This is a genomic window from Thiobacillus sp., assembly GCF_018780105.1.
Taxonomy (GTDB): Bacteria; Pseudomonadota; Gammaproteobacteria; order Burkholderiales; family Thiobacillaceae; genus Thiobacillus.
Genome location: NZ_JADMKC010000005.1, coordinates 1 through 18944, shown reverse-complemented (window position 1 = coordinate 18944; position 18944 = coordinate 1). Strand labels below are relative to the sequence as shown.

At 62.0% G+C, this 18944-nt stretch carries 18 protein-coding genes; 12 read left to right on the top strand and 6 right to left on the bottom strand.

Annotated elements, in window-relative coordinates; genetic code table 11:
- Positions 1 to 5: 5 nt before the first annotated feature.
- The 5 genes from IV098_RS04325 to IV098_RS04305 all read right to left on the bottom strand — a co-directional run bounded on the left by IV098_RS04325 (position 6) and on the right by IV098_RS04305 (position 3206).
- Positions 6 to 269, bottom strand: a complete 264-nt coding sequence (locus IV098_RS04325) for a cytochrome C oxidase subunit IV family protein (RefSeq protein ID WP_296886588.1) — start codon at positions 267 to 269, stop codon at positions 6 to 8.
- A gap of 5 nt (positions 270 to 274) precedes the next feature.
- Positions 275 to 868: a cytochrome c oxidase subunit 3 family protein gene (locus tag IV098_RS04320; RefSeq protein WP_296886587.1), complete on the bottom strand. Its 594-nt coding sequence runs from the start codon at positions 866 to 868 to the stop codon at positions 275 to 277.
- A 46-nt stretch (positions 869 to 914) separates the two neighbouring features.
- Complete coding sequence (locus IV098_RS04315) at positions 915 to 2291, bottom strand: cbb3-type cytochrome c oxidase subunit I (RefSeq protein WP_296886586.1); 1377 nt, start codon at positions 2289 to 2291, stop codon at positions 915 to 917.
- 40 nt (positions 2292 to 2331) lie between these two features.
- Positions 2332 to 2757: a cytochrome c gene (locus IV098_RS04310; protein WP_296886585.1), complete on the bottom strand. Its 426-nt coding sequence runs from the start codon at positions 2755 to 2757 to the stop codon at positions 2332 to 2334.
- A 188-nt stretch (positions 2758 to 2945) separates the two neighbouring features.
- Positions 2946 to 3206, bottom strand: a complete 261-nt coding sequence (locus IV098_RS04305; protein ID WP_296886584.1) for a DUF2249 domain-containing protein — start codon at positions 3204 to 3206, stop codon at positions 2946 to 2948.
- A gap of 97 nt (positions 3207 to 3303) precedes the next feature.
- Between IV098_RS04305 and IV098_RS04300 the strand changes: the two genes are divergently transcribed.
- Positions 3304 to 3711 (top strand): Rrf2 family transcriptional regulator, encoded by a 408-nt coding sequence (locus IV098_RS04300; protein ID WP_296886583.1) that lies wholly within the window; start codon positions 3304 to 3306, stop codon positions 3709 to 3711.
- Positions 3712 to 3860: 149 nt separating this feature from the next.
- On the opposite strand, the gene IV098_RS04295 is transcribed toward IV098_RS04300, so the two are convergent.
- Complete coding sequence (locus IV098_RS04295) at positions 3861 to 4262, bottom strand: c-type cytochrome (protein ID WP_296886582.1); 402 nt, start codon at positions 4260 to 4262, stop codon at positions 3861 to 3863.
- 387 nt (positions 4263 to 4649) lie between these two features.
- On the opposite strand from IV098_RS04295, the gene IV098_RS04290 reads away from it, so the two are divergent.
- The 11 genes from IV098_RS04290 to IV098_RS04240 all read left to right on the top strand — a co-directional run.
- Entirely contained in the window at positions 4650 to 5915 is a 1266-nt protein-coding gene (locus IV098_RS04290; protein ID WP_296886581.1) for a nitrate/nitrite transporter, read from the top strand.
- A 55-nt stretch (positions 5916 to 5970) separates the two neighbouring features.
- Complete coding sequence (locus IV098_RS04285; RefSeq protein WP_296886580.1) at positions 5971 to 7581, top strand: antiporter; 1611 nt, start codon at positions 5971 to 5973, stop codon at positions 7579 to 7581.
- A 94-nt stretch (positions 7582 to 7675) separates the two neighbouring features.
- Positions 7676 to 11374, top strand: coding sequence for a nitrate reductase subunit alpha (locus IV098_RS04280; RefSeq protein ID WP_296886579.1), 3699 nt, complete (start codon positions 7676 to 7678; stop codon positions 11372 to 11374).
- Between the two features lie 114 nt (positions 11375 to 11488).
- On the top strand, positions 11489 to 13036 hold the full coding sequence (gene narH / locus IV098_RS04275; RefSeq protein ID WP_296886578.1) for a nitrate reductase subunit beta: 1548 nt from the start codon (positions 11489 to 11491) through the stop codon (positions 13034 to 13036).
- Positions 13037 to 13047: 11 nt separating this feature from the next.
- Positions 13048 to 13716: a nitrate reductase molybdenum cofactor assembly chaperone gene (narJ, locus tag IV098_RS04270; protein WP_296886577.1), complete on the top strand. Its 669-nt coding sequence runs from the start codon at positions 13048 to 13050 to the stop codon at positions 13714 to 13716.
- Positions 13717 to 13743: 27 nt separating this feature from the next.
- Complete coding sequence (narI, locus tag IV098_RS04265; RefSeq protein WP_296886576.1) at positions 13744 to 14427, top strand: respiratory nitrate reductase subunit gamma; 684 nt, start codon at positions 13744 to 13746, stop codon at positions 14425 to 14427.
- Between the two features lie 25 nt (positions 14428 to 14452).
- Positions 14453 to 16003: an FAD-dependent oxidoreductase gene (locus tag IV098_RS04260; protein ID WP_296886575.1), complete on the top strand. Its 1551-nt coding sequence runs from the start codon at positions 14453 to 14455 to the stop codon at positions 16001 to 16003.
- Positions 16004 to 16058: 55 nt separating this feature from the next.
- Positions 16059 to 16376, top strand: a complete 318-nt coding sequence (locus IV098_RS04255; protein ID WP_296886574.1) for a TusE/DsrC/DsvC family sulfur relay protein — start codon at positions 16059 to 16061, stop codon at positions 16374 to 16376.
- A 32-nt stretch (positions 16377 to 16408) separates the two neighbouring features.
- The gene (locus IV098_RS04250; protein ID WP_296886573.1) at positions 16409 to 17629 is read left to right on the top strand and encodes an NnrS family protein; all 1221 of its coding nucleotides are present in this window, start codon (positions 16409 to 16411) and stop codon (positions 17627 to 17629) included.
- Positions 17626 to 18552, top strand: a complete 927-nt coding sequence (locus IV098_RS04245) for a TIGR01212 family radical SAM protein (protein WP_296886572.1) — start codon at positions 17626 to 17628, stop codon at positions 18550 to 18552. Before IV098_RS04250 ends, IV098_RS04245 begins: the two co-directional genes overlap by 4 nt.
- A gap of 13 nt (positions 18553 to 18565) precedes the next feature.
- The coding region (locus tag IV098_RS04240; RefSeq protein ID WP_296886571.1) for a peptidase U32 family protein at positions 18566 to 18944 on the top strand (379 nt) is incomplete at its 3' end.

Here is an 18944-nt window from a genome sequence, read left to right as displayed (position 1 = left end):
TCCAGTCAGGTCGGGTTCAGGTTGAAAGCGTAGCCGATCAGGCCGAGCACCAGCAGCAGCCAGCCCAGCACGATCCAGCGCCAGGGGCCGTCGACATGCTGCAACACCATGAAACGGTCGATCACGACGCGGCCCTTGATCAGGGCCGCCAGCAGCACCAGGGGCACGGCCGAGCCGGTCAAGCCTGCGGCTGCGGACAACGTGGCGGCCTGCGTCGTCAGCGTGGTCAGCGCCAGCAGGAGCAGCCACAGGAGGGTCGCCTGTTTCATCGCGTTCAGCGCAGCACGTAGACGAGGGGAAATAGCACGATCCACACCAGGTCGACCATGTGCCAGTAGGACGCGCCAGTCTCCACGCCGGTGTGATCGGCGGCGCTGTATCCGCCTTGCCACGCCTTGAGCGCGACCGCGCCGAGGATGACCATGCCGAGTACCACGTGCATGAAGTGAAAGAAGCCGAGCCCGATGTAGAACATGAAAAAGGTGTTGGTCGACATGGTGATGCCGGCGTCGAACTTGGCGCCGAACTCGACCAGCTTGAGCACCAGGAAGGCGCCGCCACACGCCATGGCAGCGGCCAGCCAGTGGACACAAGCGCGCGAGGCGCCATGACGGATGCGGTCCACGGCACGCACCACGAAGTAGCTGCTGGTGATCAGCAGCGCGGTGTTGATGGCGCCGCTGATCCGGTCAAGCTCAAGCTGCGATGCGTTGAACAGCTCGACGTTGCGCGCACGCGCAAATGCGTATGCCAGAAAGAGGACGCCGAACACCAGCAGTTCGGCGAAGATGAAAAACCACATCGCCAGGTCGCCGGGCAAATCGCGACGGCGGCCTTGCGGTGCGAGGAGCGCGACTGCAATGTTCAAGATCGTCTCATGCCCTGCCCGCCCGGCAGGCGGGCGGGCACCGGGCTCAGTCCGCAGGCGCTTCCTTGCCCTTGATGAAGAAGCTGGTGATGTACAACACGAGGCCGACGAAGAACACCAGGCCGGATATCTCGCGCATCCAGTAGAACAGCGCGACCTGATCCTGCGCTGCCATGAAGCCCATCGGCTCGGCCGCGATGCGTTGCAGCCAGATTTGCAGGGTGCCGGCCGCGGTGAGGAACAGGGTGATGAAGACCATTGCGACCGTCATCAGCCAGAACGACCACATCTCGACCACCTGCGCGGTCTTGCTGTTGGCGGCGCGTCCGCGCATCAGCGGCATGGTGTAGCTGATCATGGTGATGACCACCATCACGTAGGCGCCGTAGAAGGCCATGTGGCCGTGCGCCGCGGTGATCTGGCTGCCGTGGGTGTAGAAATTTACCGGCGCGAGGGTGTGCAGGAAGCCCCATACCCCGGCACCCAGGAAGGCCATCACCCCGGTACCCAGCGCCCACAACACGGCTGCTTTGTTCGGATGCTCGCGGCGGCGGCGGTTGACCATGTTGAAGGCGAACAGCGTCATCATGAAGAAGGGGATCGGTTCCAGGGCAGAGAAAACGCTGCCCCACCACTGCCAGTAACTGGGCGTGCCGATCCAGTAGTAATGGTGGCCCATGCCGATGAGGCCGGTGATCAGCGCCATGGCGATGATCACGTACAGCCACTTCTCGATCACCTCGCGGTCGACACCGGTCACCTTGATCAGCACGAATGCCAGCATCGCACCCATGATCAGTTCCCATACACCCTCGACCCACAGGTGCACGACCCACCACCAGTAGAACTTGTCCTTCACCAGATTGGCCGGGTTATAGAACGAGAACAGGAAAAAGATCGCGAGGCCCCACAGGCCGAGCAGCATCACCAGATTGATCGCGGTCTTGCGGCCGCGCAGCACGGTCATCGACAGGTTGAAGAGCATGGCCAGCGCAACGATCACGATGCCGACCTTGGTGGGCAGCGGCTGTTCGAGAAACTCGCGGCCCATGGTCGCCAGCAGGTCGTTACCGGTCATCTCGGCCAGCTTCGCATACGGTACGAACAGGTAGCCCAAGATGGTCACCGCGCCGGCGATAAGGAATATCCAGAACATCAGCATCGCCAGCTTCGGGCTGTACAACTCGCGTTCGGATTCCTCCGGGATCAGGTAGTAGGCGGCGCCCATGAAGCCGAACAACAGCCATACGATCAGCAGGTTGGTGTGCACCATGCGAGCGACGTTGAAGGGAATGGCTGGAAACAAGAAGTCGCCGACAACGTACTGCAGGCCCATGATCAGGCCAAACACGATCTGGCCGACGAACAGCCCGATCGCCGCGATGAAATAAGGCTTCGCGACCGCCTGAGATTGGTATTTCATGAAAACTCCCTCTTTTATACGTGGGTGGGTGGGGGCGCGATCAGCCTTCGATGTTCGGCGGCCACTTCGACGTATTGATCTCGGACGCGTACTTGAGGAAGCTGACCAGATCGTCGAGCTGCTCCTCGCTCAGATTGAAATTGGGCATCTGGCGACGACCGGGCGCGCCGGTGGGCTGCGCCTTGATCCACGCCTTGATGAAATCGGGACCGCGCCGGACGTAGACGTTGCCGAGTTCAGGGGCGAAATAGGCGCCCTCGCCCAGCAGCGTGTGGCAGCCGATGCAATTGCGTGTTTCCCAGATGTGCTTGCCGCGCTTGACCGATTCGGTCAGATTCGCGCTGTTGTCGTGTTTGGGAAGCGTGTGCATGGTGTCGTAGGTGAGACCGACAAGCAGCAGGAAGAAAAACACTGAGCCGCCGTAAAAGATATTGCGGGCTGCAGATTTGGTAAATGCCGAGCTCATTTAGTTGACTCCTTGTCGGTTGATTGAGATGGGCGCGACTCACATGCCATGGCGCACATCGCTTGCTTTAAAAATATCAAGATATAAATAGCCTGATAAGCCCACAAAAAAAACGGTTTGGTAAAGCAGGAAATCCTTCTTCAAGCTTGGCCAATCTCACCCAATCCATGACGGCAGCGTGCGGGTAGTCAGTTGCGAATGAAGTCAATCACGATTTCGCCCACTTCACGCTGCAGGTACTGGATAGCAACTGCCTCGCCATAGCGTTGATGCAACTGATCCAGAAGAGGCAGCGGGTCATGATCATTGACAAAACGCATGCGCTCGCCTGGATTGAGCGCATCCAATGCGCCAAAAATTGCCGCATGGCGAAAGCGTTTGGCAACTCCGCGCGCATCAAAGGGATAGACCAGATCTTGCAGCAGGTGGAGATGGGGATCGGGGCACATAGGGGATACTCCATATCATGTATATTTAATGCATATTATAAACCATCAAACACGTGGGCTACAATTATAATTTTCATTATTTATACATCTTATTGATATGCAGCTTACCCGCTTTACTGATTACGCCCTGAGGGTATTGATTTACCTTGGCACGCATCCTGAAACACTGGCTACTGTTGCGGGAATCGCTAACGAACACGCCATTTCCCGGCACCATCTCACGCACGTCGTGCATCAACTGGGCATCAAGGGTTACATCGAGACCACGCGTGGCAAAGGGGGCGGATTTCGGTTGGCTCGCCAACCGGGCCAGATAAAAATCGGTGATGTTGTGCGGGATATGGAAACAGGGTTCGAGTGGGCCGAGTGCTTCCGTTTGGGTGAGTCCACCTGCCGTCTGTTGCCTGCCTGCGCACTCAAACCCGTGCTGGCGGAAGCGGGACGTGCATTTCTATCCAGCCTGGATCACTACAGTCTGGCCGATTTGCTGCCAATGCACCACTGATCGGAACCAAGCAAACGAATGGCTTCGTGGTGGTGCGCATGCTTGGCTCTGACAGCCGCGTCCAATCCGTCCTGAGCACCCTGCACATAAAACAAAGCCGGGGAAACCTGGCTTTCTCCAGCATGCTTGGTGCGTGCTCGTTAAACGGTCTAGGTTGATTGGTCTGCCATAAAGTCCACTGCCGCTTTGACGTCCTCATCGCTCAAAGTAGTGGAACCACCGCGTGCGGGCATGACACCTTTTGCTCCCGTGAATCCCTCCAATGCATGCTTGTAGAGCATGTCCTTGCCCTGAGCGATACGTGGACCCCAGTCGGCTTTATTTCCGGGCTTTGGCGCACCAGCCGCACCCACTGCATGACACATCGAGCAGACATTTCCGTAGATTTTCTTGCCTTGCGCGTTCTCTGCCACCACAGGCTCAGCTGGCGCGGGTGCAGCAGCCGCAGGCGCTTCAGGAGCGGCGGCTTCCGGTGCAGCGCTCTCCTGCTTACCGCACGCGCCCAACAACGCCGCAAGCGAGACGGCCAGAATAATTGATGCTGTTTTCATTGATAGATATCTCCTGTTGTGTTGAGGCACGCATGTCGCCAAGGGAAGGTGTGCCGATGATTGGGTTGCCACCATCATTTGCATGGGTGTGGGTCAAATAAAAGTCGGGCAAGCATCAAAGGCACGGCTCGAATATAGCACGCACCCGATGTCGTCCCGGCAGCAACGAGGGGCTACCTCCAACGCACCAGCCATGAATATCAGTCCGCACCGGAATATTATTATTCCATTAATAAACAAATGGTTATCGATACCCCCCTCTACCCATTCAGAGGTAGACCAGACCAACCATCCTTGTTTTGTGGGCTTTCAATATCCATACAAAAGCATACAGTGCAATCACATTTTCAAGATATGAACATCTTGAAGTTTCCTGGTGGAGGGGTTATGGCGACGCAACAATACAAGGCATGGTCGGTCGTCATCATGAGCACGCTGGCGTTCACGGTGTGCTTCATGATCTGGATGATGTTCGCCGTCATCGGCGTGCCCATCAAGGCGCAACTCGGCCTCAACGAGACCGAGTTCGGCATCCTGGTCGCCACCCCGGTGCTGACCGGCTCGCTGATCCGCGTCCCGCTCGGGATGTGGACGGACAAGTTCGGCGGCCGCATCGTATTCTTCATCCTGATGCTCACGACAGTCATCCCGATCTGGATGATTTCCTACGCGACCGCGTTCTGGCATTTCCTCGCTGTCGGCCTGTTCGTCGGCATGGCGGGCGGCTCCTTCACCGTTGGGATCGCCTACTGCGCCCGCTGGTTCCCCAAGCAGCGCCAAGGCCTGGCGATGGGTATTTTCGGCGCCGGCAACACCGGGGCGGCAGTCACCAAGCTGCTCGCGCCCATCATCGTTATCGGCTACGGCTGGACGATGGTGCCCAAGGTCTATGCGGTGCTGATGGCGGTGACCGCCATCGTGTTCTGGTTCTTCACCTACAGCGAGCCCAGCCACAAGGTCGGCAAGCACGTCACCCTGCGTGAGCAGCTCGCCGCCTTCAAGGACCCGAAGGTATGGCGCTACAGCCAGTACTACTCCATCGTGTTCGGCGGCTACGTGGCGCTGGCACTGTGGATGACCAAGTACTACGTCAGCGAATACGGCTTCGACCTCAAGACCGCCGCCATGCTGGCTGCCGCCTTCAGCATCCCCGGCGGGCTGTTGCGGGCGATCGGCGGCCATTTCTCCGACAAGTTCGGGGCTCACACCATGACCTGGTGGGTGCTGTGGATTTCGCTGGTCTGCCTGTTCTTCCTGTCCTACCCGCAGAGCGACATCTCCATCCAGACCGTCAACGGCCCGGTGACGTTTCACTTCGGCCTGAACGCGACGCTGTTCACCATCATCATGTTCACCCTGGGCATCGTCTTCGCCCTCGGCAAGGCCTCGGTCTTCAAGTACATCTCCGACGATTATCCCGACAACATCGGCGTGGTCTCCGGCGTGGTCGGGCTGGCCGGCGGCCTCGGCGGCTTCCTGATGCCGATCATGTTCGGCGCGCTGGTCGACCTCACCGGGATACGTTCATCGGCCTTCATGCTGATGTTCGGCGTGGTGTGGGTGTCGCTGATGTGGATGTACTGGACGGAAGTGCGTCCGATGGATGCGGAGCGCGAACTGAAGCGGGTCAAGTTCGCGGACCGGATGGAGTAATCAAGCCGGGCGGGAAACGCACGGATCTTTGGTCAACTTAACAAGGAAATACACCATGCCTACCAATATCAAGGAATGGAATCCGGAAGACCCGAAATTCTGGGAATCAACCGGCAAGAAGATTGCCTACCGCAATCTGTGGATTTCGGTGCCGGCCCTGCTGTGCGGCTTCGCCGTGTGGCTGATGTGGGGAATCATCACGGTGCAGATGTCCAACCTGGGGTTTCCCTTCAGCAAGGATGAACTGTTCACGCTGACGGCGATTTCCGGCCTGGCCGGCGCAACCATGCGGATTCCGTCGTCCTTCTTCATCCGCCTGGCGGGCGGGCGCAACGTCATTTTCCTCACCACCGCCATGCTGCTGGCACCCGCCATCGGCACCGGCGTCGTGCTGCAGCACCCCGACTGGCCGTTGTGGACGTTTCAGTTGATGGCGCTGTGGTCGGGCGTGGGCGGCGGCAACTTCGCCAGCTCGATGTCCAACATCAGCACTTTCTTTCCCAAGCGCCTGCAGGGCACCGCGCTGGGAATCAACGCCGGCTTGGGCAACTTCGGCGTCACCACCATGCAGATCCTCATCCCGCTGGTGATGACGGTGAGCGTGTTCGGCGCCCTCGGTGGCGAATCGATGACGCTGGTGAAAGACAGCGGCTGGATTCTCGGCAAGATCCTCGCCGGCACCCCCACCTACATCCAGAACGCCGGCTTCACCTGGGTGCTGTCGCTGGTGCCGCTGGGGATCATCGCCTGGTTCGGCATGAACAACCTGCTGCCGGTCTCGCCTGATGCCAGAGGCACCCTGGCCGCCTTCATCAAGGTCACCTGGCTCTACACCCTCGCCTTCATCCCCGCTATCGGCGGCCTCTACCTTTATCTGCCCGCGCCCACCGGCCTCGGCCTGCTCAACATGTGGGTGGCGATGCCGCTCATCATCGTCGCTACGCTGCTACTGATGAAGCTGGCCGCTTTCGGCACCATGAAGGAAAACATCGGCAAACAGTTCGCCATTTTCAAGAACAAGCACACCTGGTCGCTGACCGCGCTATATCTGGTCACCTTCGGTTCCTTCATCGGCTTCTCGATGGCCTTGCCGCTGTCGATCACGGTCATCTTCGGCGACAGCCATGTGCTGGACGCTGCCACCGGCGCCTGGGTACACACCAAGAACCCCAACGCCCCGTCCGCCCTGCAATACGCCTGGATCGGGCCATTCGTCGGCGCGCTGATCCGCCCGGTGGGCGGCTGGATTTCCGACAAGGTAGGCGGCTCTATCGTCACCCAGGTCATTTCGGCGGTGATGGTCGTCGCCTCGGCCTACGCCGGCTGGATCATGATGCAGGCCTATCAATCGGCCACGCCCGAAGTGTTCTTCACCCAGTTCCTGGTGGTGTTCGTGGTGCTGTTCGCCGCCACCGGCGCCGGCAACGGTTCCACTTTCCGCACCGTCGGCGTGATTTTCGACCGCGTGCAGGCCGGCCCGGTGCTCGGCTGGACCTCGGCCGTCGCTGCCTACGGCTCCTTCATCGCCCCCGAGGTGATCAAGAACCAGATCAAGGCCGGCACGCCGGAAAACGCCATGTACGGCTTCGCCATCTTCTACGCCGTGTGCCTTGTACTAAATTGGTGGTTCTACCTGCGCAAGAACGCGTATATCAAGAACCCGTAAGCAGGGAGCGGTGAGCGGGAAGCGGATAAACCGTAGTCACACCACCGCTTACCGTTCACCCCTCACCGCTCACCGCGACTAAAAGGAGCAAACAATGAGTCACTTCCTCGACCGATTGACGTTTTTCAAAAAGACCGTCGCCGAGTTTTCCAACGGCCACGGCGCGGTCAGCAACGAAGACCGCAGCTGGGAGAATGCCTACCGCAGCCGCTGGCAGCAGGACAAGATCGTGCGTTCCACCCACGGGGTGAACTGCACCGGTTCGTGCAGCTGGAAGATCTTCGTCAAGAACGGCCTGATCACCTGGGAAATCCAGCAGACCGACTACCCGCGCACCCGCGCCGACCTGCCCAACCACGAGCCGCGTGGCTGTCCGCGCGGCGCCAGCTATTCCTGGTATGTGTATTCGGCACAGCGTGTGAAATACCCGCTGATTCGCGGCCGCCTGATGGAAATGTGGCGCGAGGCGCGCAAGACGATGGACCCGGTGGAGGCCTGGAAATCGATCAGCCAGGATCCGGTCAAGGCCAAGCGCTACAAATCGATCCGCGGCCAGGGCGGCTTCGTGCGCGCCAAGTGGGACGAGGTGACGGAAATGATCGCCGCCGCCAACGTCTACACCATCAAGGACTTTGGCCCCGACCGCATCTACGGCTTCTCGCCGATTCCCGCCATGTCGATGGTGAGCTACGCGGCAGGCAGCCGCTACATGTCGCTGATCGGCGGCGTATGCGGCTCGTTCTACGACTGGTACTGCGACCTGCCACCCTCCAGCCCGCAGGTGTGGGGCGAGCAGACCGACGTGCCGGAATCGGCCGACTGGTACAACTCGACCTACCTGATGGTGTGGGGCTCCAACGTGCCGCAGACCCGCACGCCCGACGCCCACTTCTACACAGAGGTGCGCTACAAGGGCACCAAGACGGTGGCGGTGTCGTCCGACTTCGGCGAGATGGTGAAATTCGGCGACATCTGGCTCGCCCCCAAACAGGGCACCGATGCCGCGCTGGCGCTGGCGATGGGACACGTCATCCTGACCGAATTCCACAACAAGCACCGCAGCGAATATTTCGACAGCTACTGCCGCCAGTACAACGACCACCCCATGCTGGTGATGCTGAAAGAGCATGAAGGCAAGCTGATCGCCGACCGCTACCTGCGCGCCTCCGACCTCACCGGCAACATGGGGCAGGACAACAACCCCGAGTGGAAGACGGTGGTGTACGACGAAAACACCGGCTATCTGGTGGCGCCCAACGGGTCGATTGGATTCAGGTGGGGGCAGTCGGGCGCATGGAATCTGGAAATGCGCGACGGCTATTCCGGCAAGGACGTGAAGCCGCAACTGACCCTGCTGGGCAGTGAAGATGAAGTGGTCGAAGTGGCCTTCCCCTACTTCGGTGGCGACCAGGACGACCTGCTCAGCCGCAATCTTCCGGTCAAGGTCATCAGCGTGGGAGGCAAGGATGTGCGCATCGCCACGGTCTACGATCTGACGCTCGCCAACTACGGCGTCGATCGCGGCCTCGGCGGACCGAACATTCCCACCAGCTACGACGACAACGTGCCCTACACCCCGGCCTGGGCCGAGAAGCACTGCGGCGTGCCGCGCGCCGACATCATCACGGTGGCGCGCGAGTTCGCCGACAACGCCGACAAGACCCACGGCAAGTCCATGGTCATCCTCGGCGCGGCGCTGAACCACTGGTACCACAACGACATGATCTACCGCGGGATCATGAACCTGCTGATGATGTGCGGCTGTATCGGTCAGTCTGGCGGCGGCTGGGCACACTACGTGGGCCAGGAAAAGCTGCGCCCGCAAACCGGCTGGGCGCCGCTGGCCTTCGCCCTCGACTGGCATCGGCCGTCGCGGCAGATGAACTCCACCTCCTACTTCTACGCCCACACCAGCCAGTGGCGCCACGAGAAGCTGGCGGCGTCGGAGATCCTCTCGCCCACCGCCGACAAGGATCTGGGCGACTACCGTCTGATCGACTTCAACGTGCGCGCCGAGCGCATGGGCTGGCTGCCGTCCGCCCCGCAGCTGGACGCCAATCCGCTGGAGATCACCAAAGCGGCCGATGCTGCGGGCATCGACCCGGTCAAATACGCGGTCGAGCAGATCAAGAGCGGCGCAATCAAGTTCGCCTGCGAAGATCCGGACAATCCGAAAAACTTCCCGCGCAACATGTTCGTCTGGCGCTCGAATTTGCTGGGTTCCTCGGGCAAGGGTCACGAGTATTTCCTCAAGTATCTGCTGGGCACGCAAAACGCGGTGCTGGGGCCCGATCTGGGCGAACTCGGCGAGGCCAAGCCGAAAGAAGTGGTGTGGCATGACAAGGCGCCCGAAGGCAAGCTCGACCTGCTGGTGACGCTGGATTTCCGCATGTCGACCACCTGCCTGTATTCGGACATCGTGCTGCCATCGTCGACCTGGTACGAGAAGGACGACCTCAATACCTCGGACATGCACCCCTTCATCCACCCCTTGAGCGAGGCGGTGCAGCCGTTGTGGGAGTCGAAGTCCGACTGGGACATCTACAAGACCATCGCGAAGAAATTCTCCGAGATCGCAGCGGTCCATCTGGGCACCCAGAAAGACCTGGTGATGACCCCGCTGATGCACGACACCCCGTCCGAGCTGGGCCAGAGCATGGCCGTACGCGACTGGAAAAAAGGCGAGGTCGACGCCATCCCCGGCAAGACCATGCCGAGCATGACGGTGGTGACGCGCGACTACGGCGACACCTACAAGAAGTTCACCGCGCTCGGCCCGCTGATGACCAAGATCGGCAACGGCGGCAAGGGCATCGCCTGGAATACGGAAGATGAAGTGAGGCAGCTGGCCGAACTGAACTACACCGTCACCGAAGAAGGGGTCGCCAAGGGCCTGCCGAACATCAACTCGGCCATCGACGCCTGCGAGGTCATCCTCATGCTGGCGCCGGAAACCAACGGCCAGGTCGCGGTGAAGGCGTGGGAAGCGCTGTCCAAGATCACCGGGCGCGACCACACCCATCTGGCGATCCCGCGCGAAGACGACAAGATCCGTTTCCGCGACGTGGTGGCGCAGCCGCGCAAGATCATTTCCTCGCCGACCTGGTCGGGGCTGGAGTCGGAGCATGTGTCGTACAACGCCGGCTACACCAACGTGCACGAGCTGATCCCGTGGCGCACGATGACCGGCCGCCAGCAGTTCTACCAGGATCACCAGTGGATGCTGGATTTCGGCGAGGGCCTGTGCGTCTACAAGCCGCCGGTCGACACCAAGACCATCGCGCCGATGCTGGGCAAGACGCCCAACGGCAACCACGAGCTGGTGCTCAACTGGATCACCCCGCACCAGAAGTGGGGCATCCACAGCACCTACACCGACAACCTGCGCATGCTGACGCTGTCGCGCGGCGGCCCCCACGTCTGGGTGTCGGAGATCGAAGCGAAGCAGGCGGGCCTCGTCGACAACGACTGGGTCGAGGTGTTCAACGTCAACGGCACGCTGACTGCGCGCGTCGTGGTCAGCCAGCGCGTGCCCAAGGGCATGTGCCTGATGTACCACGCGCAGGAAAAGATCATCAACGTGCCGGGCGCCGAGGTCAGCGGCTTCCGTGGCGGCATCCACAACTCGGTGACGCGCACCATCACCAAGCCCACCCACATGATCGGCGGCTACGCGCAACTGGCCTACGGCTTCAACTACTACGGCACGGTCGGCTCCAACCGCGACGAATACGTGATCGTGCGCAAGATGAAGCAGGTGGACTGGATGGAAGGTCCGCTGGTCGAGCGCTGAGATGAATGATTTCAGGGCAGGTCTCCCCCGCCCTCACCCGCGCCACCTCTCTCCGGTGCGGGGTTTTTATAACAGCCAGGCGCCATTGGCTTCTGGCAGGCAAGGAGTAACAACATGAAAGTGCGTGCCCAAATTGCGATGGTGCTGAACCTCGACAAGTGCATCGGCTGCCATACCTGCTCGATTACGTGCAAGAACGTGTGGACCTCGCGCGAAGGCATGGAATACGTGTGGTTCAACAACGTCGAATCGAAGCCCGGCATCGGTTATCCCAAGCAGTGGGAAAACCAGGACATCTGGAACGGCGGCTGGAAGCTCAAGGACGACGGCAAGCTGGTGCCGCGCCAGGGCAGCAAGCTGAAAATTCTCGCCAACATTTTCAGCAATCCCAACATGCCGGAAATCGACGACTACTACGAGCCGTTCACCTACGACTACCAGCACCTGCAGAAGGCGCCGCTGTCGGAAACGCCGCCGACCGCGCGCCCGATTTCCGCCATCACCGGCGAGAAAATGGAGAAGATCAACTGGGGCCCGAACTGGGAAGACGACCTCGGCGGCGAGTTTGCCTCGCGCAGCCGCGACAAGAACTTCGACAACGTGCAGAAGGAAATGCACTCGACCTTCGAGAACACCTTCCTGATGTATCTGCCGCGTCTGTGCGAGCACTGCCTCAACCCGACCTGCGTCGCCTCCTGCCCCTCCGGCTCGATCTACAAGCGCGAGGAAGACGGCATCGTGCTGGTCGACCAGGACAAGTGCCGCGGCTGGCGCATGTGCATCTCCGGCTGCCCGTACAAGAAAATCTATTTCAACTGGAAATCCGGCAAGGCCGAGAAGTGCATCTTCTGCTACCCGCGCATCGAGGCGGGCCAGCCGACCGTGTGCTCGGAATCCTGCGTCGGCCGCATCCGCTACCTCGGCGTGATCCTGTACGACGCCGACCGCATCGAGGAAGCCGCCAGCGTGACCGACGAGAAGGAACTCTACGAGGCGCAGCTGAAGATCTTCCTCGACCCCAACGACCCCGAAGTCATCGCCGCCGCGCGCGCCGAGGGCATCCCGGAAGCCTGGCTCGAGTCCGCGGTGAAGTCGCCGGTGTACAAGATGGCGATCGACTGGAAGATCGCCTTCCCGCTGCACCCGGAGTACCGCACGCTGCCGATGGTGTGGTACGTGCCGCCGCTGTCGCCGATCCAGGCCGCCGCCGAGTCCGGCCAGATGGGCATGAACGGCATCATCCCCGACACCAAGTCGCTGCGCATCCCGATCACCTACCTCGCCAACCTGCTCACCGGCGGCAAGGAAAAGCCGATCGTCACCGCGCTCGACCGCCTGCTGGCGATGCGCGCCTACATGCGCGGCAAGTCGGTGGAGGGCATTCCCAACACTGCCGCACTCGACCAGGTGGGCCTCTCCTCTGCGCAGGCCGACGAAATGTACCGCTACCTCGCGATTGCCAACTACGAGGACCGTTTCGTCATTCCGTCCGGACACCGCGAAGAAGCCCTCAACACCTTCGAGGAAAAATCGAGCTGCGGCTTCACCTTCGGCAACGGCTGCTCGGACGGCGTATCGCCCAAGACCACGCTGTTCGGCAACCGGAAAAACGCGGTGCCGGTCGACCTGTCGCAACTGCACGCCAAGAAGAAAACCGGTTAAGGAATCCACACATGAAAACCTTCAAAGTCATATCCGTCCTGCTGACCTATCCTGAAGCCGACTGGCTGGCGGCGCTACCCGAACTGCAAGCCGCACTGGCGGCCGAGGCCAACTTCAACGGCGAGGCTGCTGCCCGTCTGTCGCCGCTGTTCGCGCAGTTGAGCGATACCAGCCTGATCGCGCTGCAGGAAAACTACGTCGCCACCTTCGACCGCAATCCCTCGCATTCGCTGCATCTGTTCGAGCACATCCACGGCGAATCGCGCGACCGCGGCTCGGCGATGATCGACCTGCTGCAGGAATACTGGAAGTACGACTTCGACGCCTCGGCTTCCGAACTGCCGGACTACGTGCCGCTGTTCCTCGAATTCCTGTCCTTGCTGCCGATCGACGAAGCGCTGGCCCTGCTCGGCGACGCCGTCCACGTGCTCGCCACCATCGGCCGCAAGCTCGACGCCAACGGCAGCCCCTATGCCACCGCATTCCAGTTGCTGGAAACGCTGTCGCCGGTGGCAGCCCAGGAACTGATCGAGCCGCCGGTGCGCGACATGGACGAGGCGATGGAAATGTTCGGCCCTTCGGTGGATGGAGTCGAGCCCTTGATGAACCCCGGGCCGCAGGCGTCAGTGGTGCAGATGCCCGCCTCGCGCCGGCAGGCCGCCGCGTCCCCGGCACACTGAATGCATTAATTTCTGGAGGATCAGAAAATGTCGTACTCGCAAAATTTCCTGTTCGGAATCTATCCCTACATCGCCCTGTCGGTGTTTTTCCTCGGCAGCCTGATCCGCTTCGACCGCGAGCAATACACGTGGAAAAGCGATTCGTCGCAGCTGCTGCGACGCGGCCAGCTGCGGCTGGGCAGCAACCTGTTCCACATCGGCGTGCTGTTCCTGTTCTTCGGCCACTTCGTCGGCATGCTGACGCCGCACTTCGTCTATGAGCCCTTCATGAGCGCCGGTGCCAAGCAGATTCTGGCCATGGTCTCGGGCGGCACCGCCGGGGTGCTGGCCTTCATCGGGCTGACCCTGCTGCTGCATCGCCGATTGACCGAGCCGCGCATCCGCGCCACCTCGAAGCCCAGCGACATCATGATTTTGCTGCTGCTGTGGCTGCAGCTGCTGCTCGGCCTCGCCACCATTCCGCTGTCGGCGCAGCATCTGGACGGCAGCATGATGATCCGCCTGGCCGAATGGGGACAACGCATCGTCACCTTCCGCGGCGGCGCGGTCGAACTGCTGGAAGGCGCGGGCTGGATCTTCAAGACCCATCTGTTCCTCGGCATGACGATTTTCCTCGTCTTTCCATTCACCCGGCTGGTGCATGTGTGGAGCGGTTTTGCCGCAACGACCTACGTGGTGCGCGCCTGGCAGCTGGTGCGTCCGCGCGGCTGAACCCTAATCGATCAAGGAGACTGAAATGACGCATGTTGTCATCCTGGGTGCCGGCATTGCAGGTGTGTCGGCAGCCTATGCACTGAAAGCCAAACTGGGCCCGCACGACGAAGTGACGGTGGTGTCCGACAAGCCTTACTTCCACTTCGTGCCGTCGAATCCGTGGATCGCCATGGGCTGGCGCGAGCGTTCCGACATTGCGTTTCCGATCGGCCCCTATCTCGAAGCGCGCGGCATCAGGTTCATCCACAGCGGCGTCAAGCGCATCCAGCCCGATGTCATCCAGGTCGACCTGGAAAATGGCGATGTGCTGTTCTACGACTATCTGCTGATCGCCACGGGCGTTGTCGGCATGAGCGATACGGTGCCCGGCCTCGCCGAACACACGCAGTCGGTGATCCACATCGACCAGGCCGAAAAGGCGCTGGCGGCCTACCGTGAATTCGTGCGTCACCCCGGCCCCATCGTGATCGGCGCAGTGCCCGGCGCCAGCGTGCTGGGCCCGCTTTACGAATATGCCTTCCTGGTCGATGCCGACCTCAAGCGGCGCAACATCCGCAACCGGGTGCCGATCACCCTGGTCACGCCCGAACCCTGGCCCGGCCACCTCGGGCTCGGCGGCGAAGGCGCCAGCCGCGGCGCCGTCACCGCCGCGCTGGTCGACACCAAAATCAGCGTGATCTGCAACGCACGCACGCTGCGCGTCGACCAGGACTCGATCCATCTCGCCGAGCTCGACGCTGCCGGCAACGAAAAGCAGACCCACGCCCTGCCCTATGCCTATTCGGTTTACTGGCCGGCTTTTGGCGGCGTGCCCGGCGTGCGCACGGCGACCGGGCTGGTCGACGAACGCGGGCTGGTGGTGGTGGACGAGTATCTGCGCAACCCCGACTATCCCAATGTGTTCGCGCTCGGTGCCTGCGTGGCGCAACCGGCGGTGGAAAATACCCCGGTGCCGGTGGGTGCGCCGGATTCGGTGTATTCGATCTCGAAAGCCGGCGAGATCGTGGTGCAGAACATTCTCGCGCTCATCCACGATGCGCCGCTGACGAGCCACGTGCCGCAGCGCGCCAGATGGCTCACCGACATGAGCAGCAGCGGTGCAGCCTATTTGTCCGAGCCGCAAGTGCCCCTGCGCGATATCAACTGGATGCGTCAGGGCCGCTGGGTGCACCAGGCCAAGATCGATTTCGAGAAATATTTCATCAACAAGGTCCGCTTGCAGCCCGGCGGCCAGCAATTCGCAGCGGCATCGAGGATTGCCGGCGTGATGAGCCGGGCGCTCGCCGAACCGGGTGCGGCCTCGGCTTCGCCGTCCGTTCCGGCTGGCGGCGGAAAACCGCTGGAAATCCGCCTGCCGCAGGATCCCTGCATCGAGCTGCGTGCGCTCGCCAAATCGCTGGGGCGCGCGCCCGATGCGCTGGCGGCCGAGCTGCTGGCGGCCGCGGTGGGCGATGCCAAGTCGTATCTGAACGAGTCCGGCATCGAAGCGCTGGCCATTTCGCGGCGCGAACTGCTGGTGGCCGACCTGCCCGAACGCCAGCCCGGCGTCGAGTTTCACGGCGGCGGCACCTGAGCAAGCGCGCGCGCCCCGCTGTCCGAATGCGATCAACCCACACAGGAGAACCCCGATGAGCACCCTGCCCGAACGCGATGGCGAAGGCTATCTGATCGAACCCGGAGACTGGAACGAGGATGTGGCCCGCACCCTCGCCGAGGAGGAAAACATCCAGCTCGGCGACGACCACTGGGACACCATTCATTTCATGCGCGAATACTTTGAGGAACATCAGGTCATCGCCGATGCCCGGTTCGTCATCAAGCATCTGGCCGAACGCGTCGGCAAAGACGCACAGAAAAAACTGTTTGAGCTGTACCCTTATGGCTACGTGAAACAGGCCTGCAAGATCGCCGGCATGCGACGCCCGCGCGCCTGGAGCACCGGCTGAATCCAACGACTCACCCTCTCAACGGAACAATCATGGCGGTACTCCCCATCAAAGATCTGCACATCCAGCCCAAGCTCACCGGGTGGGCGCCTTTCGCGCTCGGCTTCCGGCCGTTCTTTCTCGCCGCGGGGCTGTATGCCGTACTGATGATGGGACTCTGGCTGCTGGTGCTGCGCGGTAGCCTGAGCCTGGGCGAACTCGCGCCAGCCGTCTGGCACGGCCATGAAATGCTGTTCGGTTTTGCCGTAGCGGTCATCGCCGGTTTTCTGCTCACGGCCGCACGCAACTGGACAGGGCTCCCCACGCCTGCCGGCTTGCCCCTGGCGGCATTGTTCTCCTTATGGCTGGCGGGACGGCTGGGGTTCCTGATTCCCGGGCTGCCCGCCGGGCTGGTTGCTGCGGTCGATCTGGCCTTCCTGCCCACGCTGGCGCTGGTGCTGGCCTTGCCCATCCTCAAGGCAAAGCAACTCCACAACTATCCGTTCCCCGTCATGCTGCTGGTGCTGGTGCTCGCCAATGCGCTGGTGCATGCCGATGCGCTGGGCTGGGTCTCCGGCACGGCGCCGGGTTGGTTTCCCGCCACAGCGGACGCGGGACTGCATCTTGCCGTGTATGCAATCGTGGCGATGATGACGGTGATGGGTGGGCGGGTAATCCCGAGCTTCACCGACAACAAACTCGGCAGCCGCGCCCGCCGCTGGCAATCGATCGAATGGCTGGTGCCGGTCGCCACCCTCGGCGCGCTGGTCGCTGCGCTGTTTGCTCCCGCCTCGTTCGTCACTGCGATCCTTGCGGCCATCGCCGCGGGCGTGCACGGCACCCGCCTGGCAGGCTGGCATACACGCAAGCTCTGGTCGGTACCGCTGCTGTGGATTCTGCATCTGGGCTACGCCTGGATCGTGCTCGGCTTTGCGCTGCTGGCGCTGTCCGCAGCGGGATGGGGACTGGCTGCGAGCAGTGCGCTGCACGCCTTCACCGCGGGCGCCATCGGCACGCTGACGCTGGGCATGATGGCGCGGGTGTCGTTGGGTCACAGCGGCCGCATGCTGGAACCGTCGCCGCTGATGACCTGGGCTTTCGTGGCCATCAATCTCGCCGCGCTGAGTCGCGTTGCGCTGCCGCTGGTATGGCCGGCTGCATGGTCAGCCGGAATCGCGGCGGCCGGACTGCTGTGGATGGCCGCATTCGGCCTGTTCGCTGCACTCTACATGCCCATCCTGCTGCGCCCACGGGTTGACGGCAAACCTGGGTGACCGTCCTCACGGATCGTGTCCACACGTTTGGCCGCGCCATGCTTGCGCGGTACGGCGAGCGGGTACACAAGGTTGCGCTCGACGCCGGCTTCACCTGTCCCAACCGCGACGGCAGCAAAGGTATCGGTGGCTGCACCTTCTGCAACAACAAATCATTCTCACCAGGATCGCGCGACGCGGTTCCGCTTGCTGCGCAGTTTGAGCGCGCGCGTGGCCGCATTGCGCGCGGCACCGGTGCGCGCCGCTTCATCGCCTATTTCCAGGCCTATACCAACACCTATGCCCACGTCGACGAACTGCGCGCGCTCTACGACGCCGCACTGGCAGCGCCCGACGTGATCGGACTGGCAATCGGCACGCGCCCCGATTGCGTGCCGCCGCCGGTACTGGATCTGCTGGCGGAGTACCGCGAGCGCGGCCACGAGGTGTGGCTGGAACTCGGCCTGCAGTCGGCCTTCGACGCCACGCTGGTGCGCGTCAACCGCGGCCATGGCTTTGCTGAATACGAAACCGCGACGCGGGCGGCACGGGCGCGCGGCATCCCGGTGTGCTGCCACCTGATCGTCGGCCTGCCGGGCGAGGATGAATCCCACAGCCACGCCAGCCTCGACCGCGTGCTCGAGGTCGGGGTCGACGGCCTCAAACTGCATCCGCTGCACGTGGTGAAGCACACCCAACTCGCCATCGAATGGAAGCGCGGCGAATATGCGCCGCTTGCCGAAGTGGACTATGTGCGCATCGCCGCCGACCTGATTGAGCGCACGCCGTGGCAGGTGATGTACCACCGCGTCACCGGTACCGCTTCGCCCGACATCCTGCTGGCACCCGCATGGTGCGCAAAGAAATGGGATATCCTGAACGGAATATCTGATGAATTGAAACGGCGCGACAGCCGCCAGGGCGCGCGCGCGGTGCTGATATGAATGGAGAAACTGCATGCCGCTTGATCTGATCTGCCCGGCGGGCAGCCTGGTTTCGCTCAAGGCCGCCATCGATCACGGCGCCGACGCGGTCTACATGGGCTTTCGCGACAACACCAACGCGCGCGCCTTCCCCGGCCTCAACTTCGACGAGACACAGGCCGCCGAAGGCCTGCGCTACGCGCACGACCGCGGCCGCAAGGTATTGCTCGCGCTCAACACCTATCCGCAGCCTGACAGCTGGAGCCGCTGGACCGGCGCAGTCGACCGCGCGGCGAAGCTAGGCATGGACGCGGTAATCCTCGCCGACGCCGGGCTAATGCGTTACGCGGTCAAAAATCATCCGCAACTGCGGCTGCATCTGTCGGTGCAGGGCTCGGCCACCAGCTACGAGG

What these genes read in the sequence shown, in the direction of transcription:
- IV098_RS04290 (WP_296886581.1), top strand. Translation starts at nt 4,650, where the DNA reads ATGGCGACGCAACAATACAAGGCATGGTCGGTCGTCATCATGAGCACG.
- IV098_RS04285 (WP_296886580.1), top strand. Translation starts at nt 5,971, where the DNA reads ATGCCTACCAATATCAAGGAATGGAATCCGGAAGACCCGAAATTCTGG.
- IV098_RS04305 (WP_296886584.1), bottom strand. Translation starts at nt 3,206, where the DNA reads ATGTGCCCCGATCCCCATCTCCACCTGCTGCAAGATCTGGTCTATCCC.
- narJ (WP_296886577.1), top strand. Translation starts at nt 13,048, where the DNA reads ATGAAAACCTTCAAAGTCATATCCGTCCTGCTGACCTATCCTGAAGCC.
- IV098_RS04315 (WP_296886586.1), bottom strand. Translation starts at nt 2,291, where the DNA reads ATGAAATACCAATCTCAGGCGGTCGCGAAGCCTTATTTCATCGCGGCG.
- IV098_RS04260 (WP_296886575.1), top strand. Translation starts at nt 14,453, where the DNA reads ATGACGCATGTTGTCATCCTGGGTGCCGGCATTGCAGGTGTGTCGGCA.
- IV098_RS04250 (WP_296886573.1), top strand. Translation starts at nt 16,409, where the DNA reads ATGGCGGTACTCCCCATCAAAGATCTGCACATCCAGCCCAAGCTCACC.
- IV098_RS04300 (WP_296886583.1), top strand. Translation starts at nt 3,304, where the DNA reads ATGCAGCTTACCCGCTTTACTGATTACGCCCTGAGGGTATTGATTTAC.
- IV098_RS04280 (WP_296886579.1), top strand. Translation starts at nt 7,676, where the DNA reads ATGAGTCACTTCCTCGACCGATTGACGTTTTTCAAAAAGACCGTCGCC.
- narH (WP_296886578.1), top strand. Translation starts at nt 11,489, where the DNA reads ATGAAAGTGCGTGCCCAAATTGCGATGGTGCTGAACCTCGACAAGTGC.
- IV098_RS04255 (WP_296886574.1), top strand. Translation starts at nt 16,059, where the DNA reads ATGAGCACCCTGCCCGAACGCGATGGCGAAGGCTATCTGATCGAACCC.
- IV098_RS04325 (WP_296886588.1), bottom strand. Translation starts at nt 269, where the DNA reads ATGAAACAGGCGACCCTCCTGTGGCTGCTCCTGCTGGCGCTGACCACG.
- narI (WP_296886576.1), top strand. Translation starts at nt 13,744, where the DNA reads ATGTCGTACTCGCAAAATTTCCTGTTCGGAATCTATCCCTACATCGCC.
- IV098_RS04310 (WP_296886585.1), bottom strand. Translation starts at nt 2,757, where the DNA reads ATGAGCTCGGCATTTACCAAATCTGCAGCCCGCAATATCTTTTACGGC.
- IV098_RS04295 (WP_296886582.1), bottom strand. Translation starts at nt 4,262, where the DNA reads ATGAAAACAGCATCAATTATTCTGGCCGTCTCGCTTGCGGCGTTGTTG.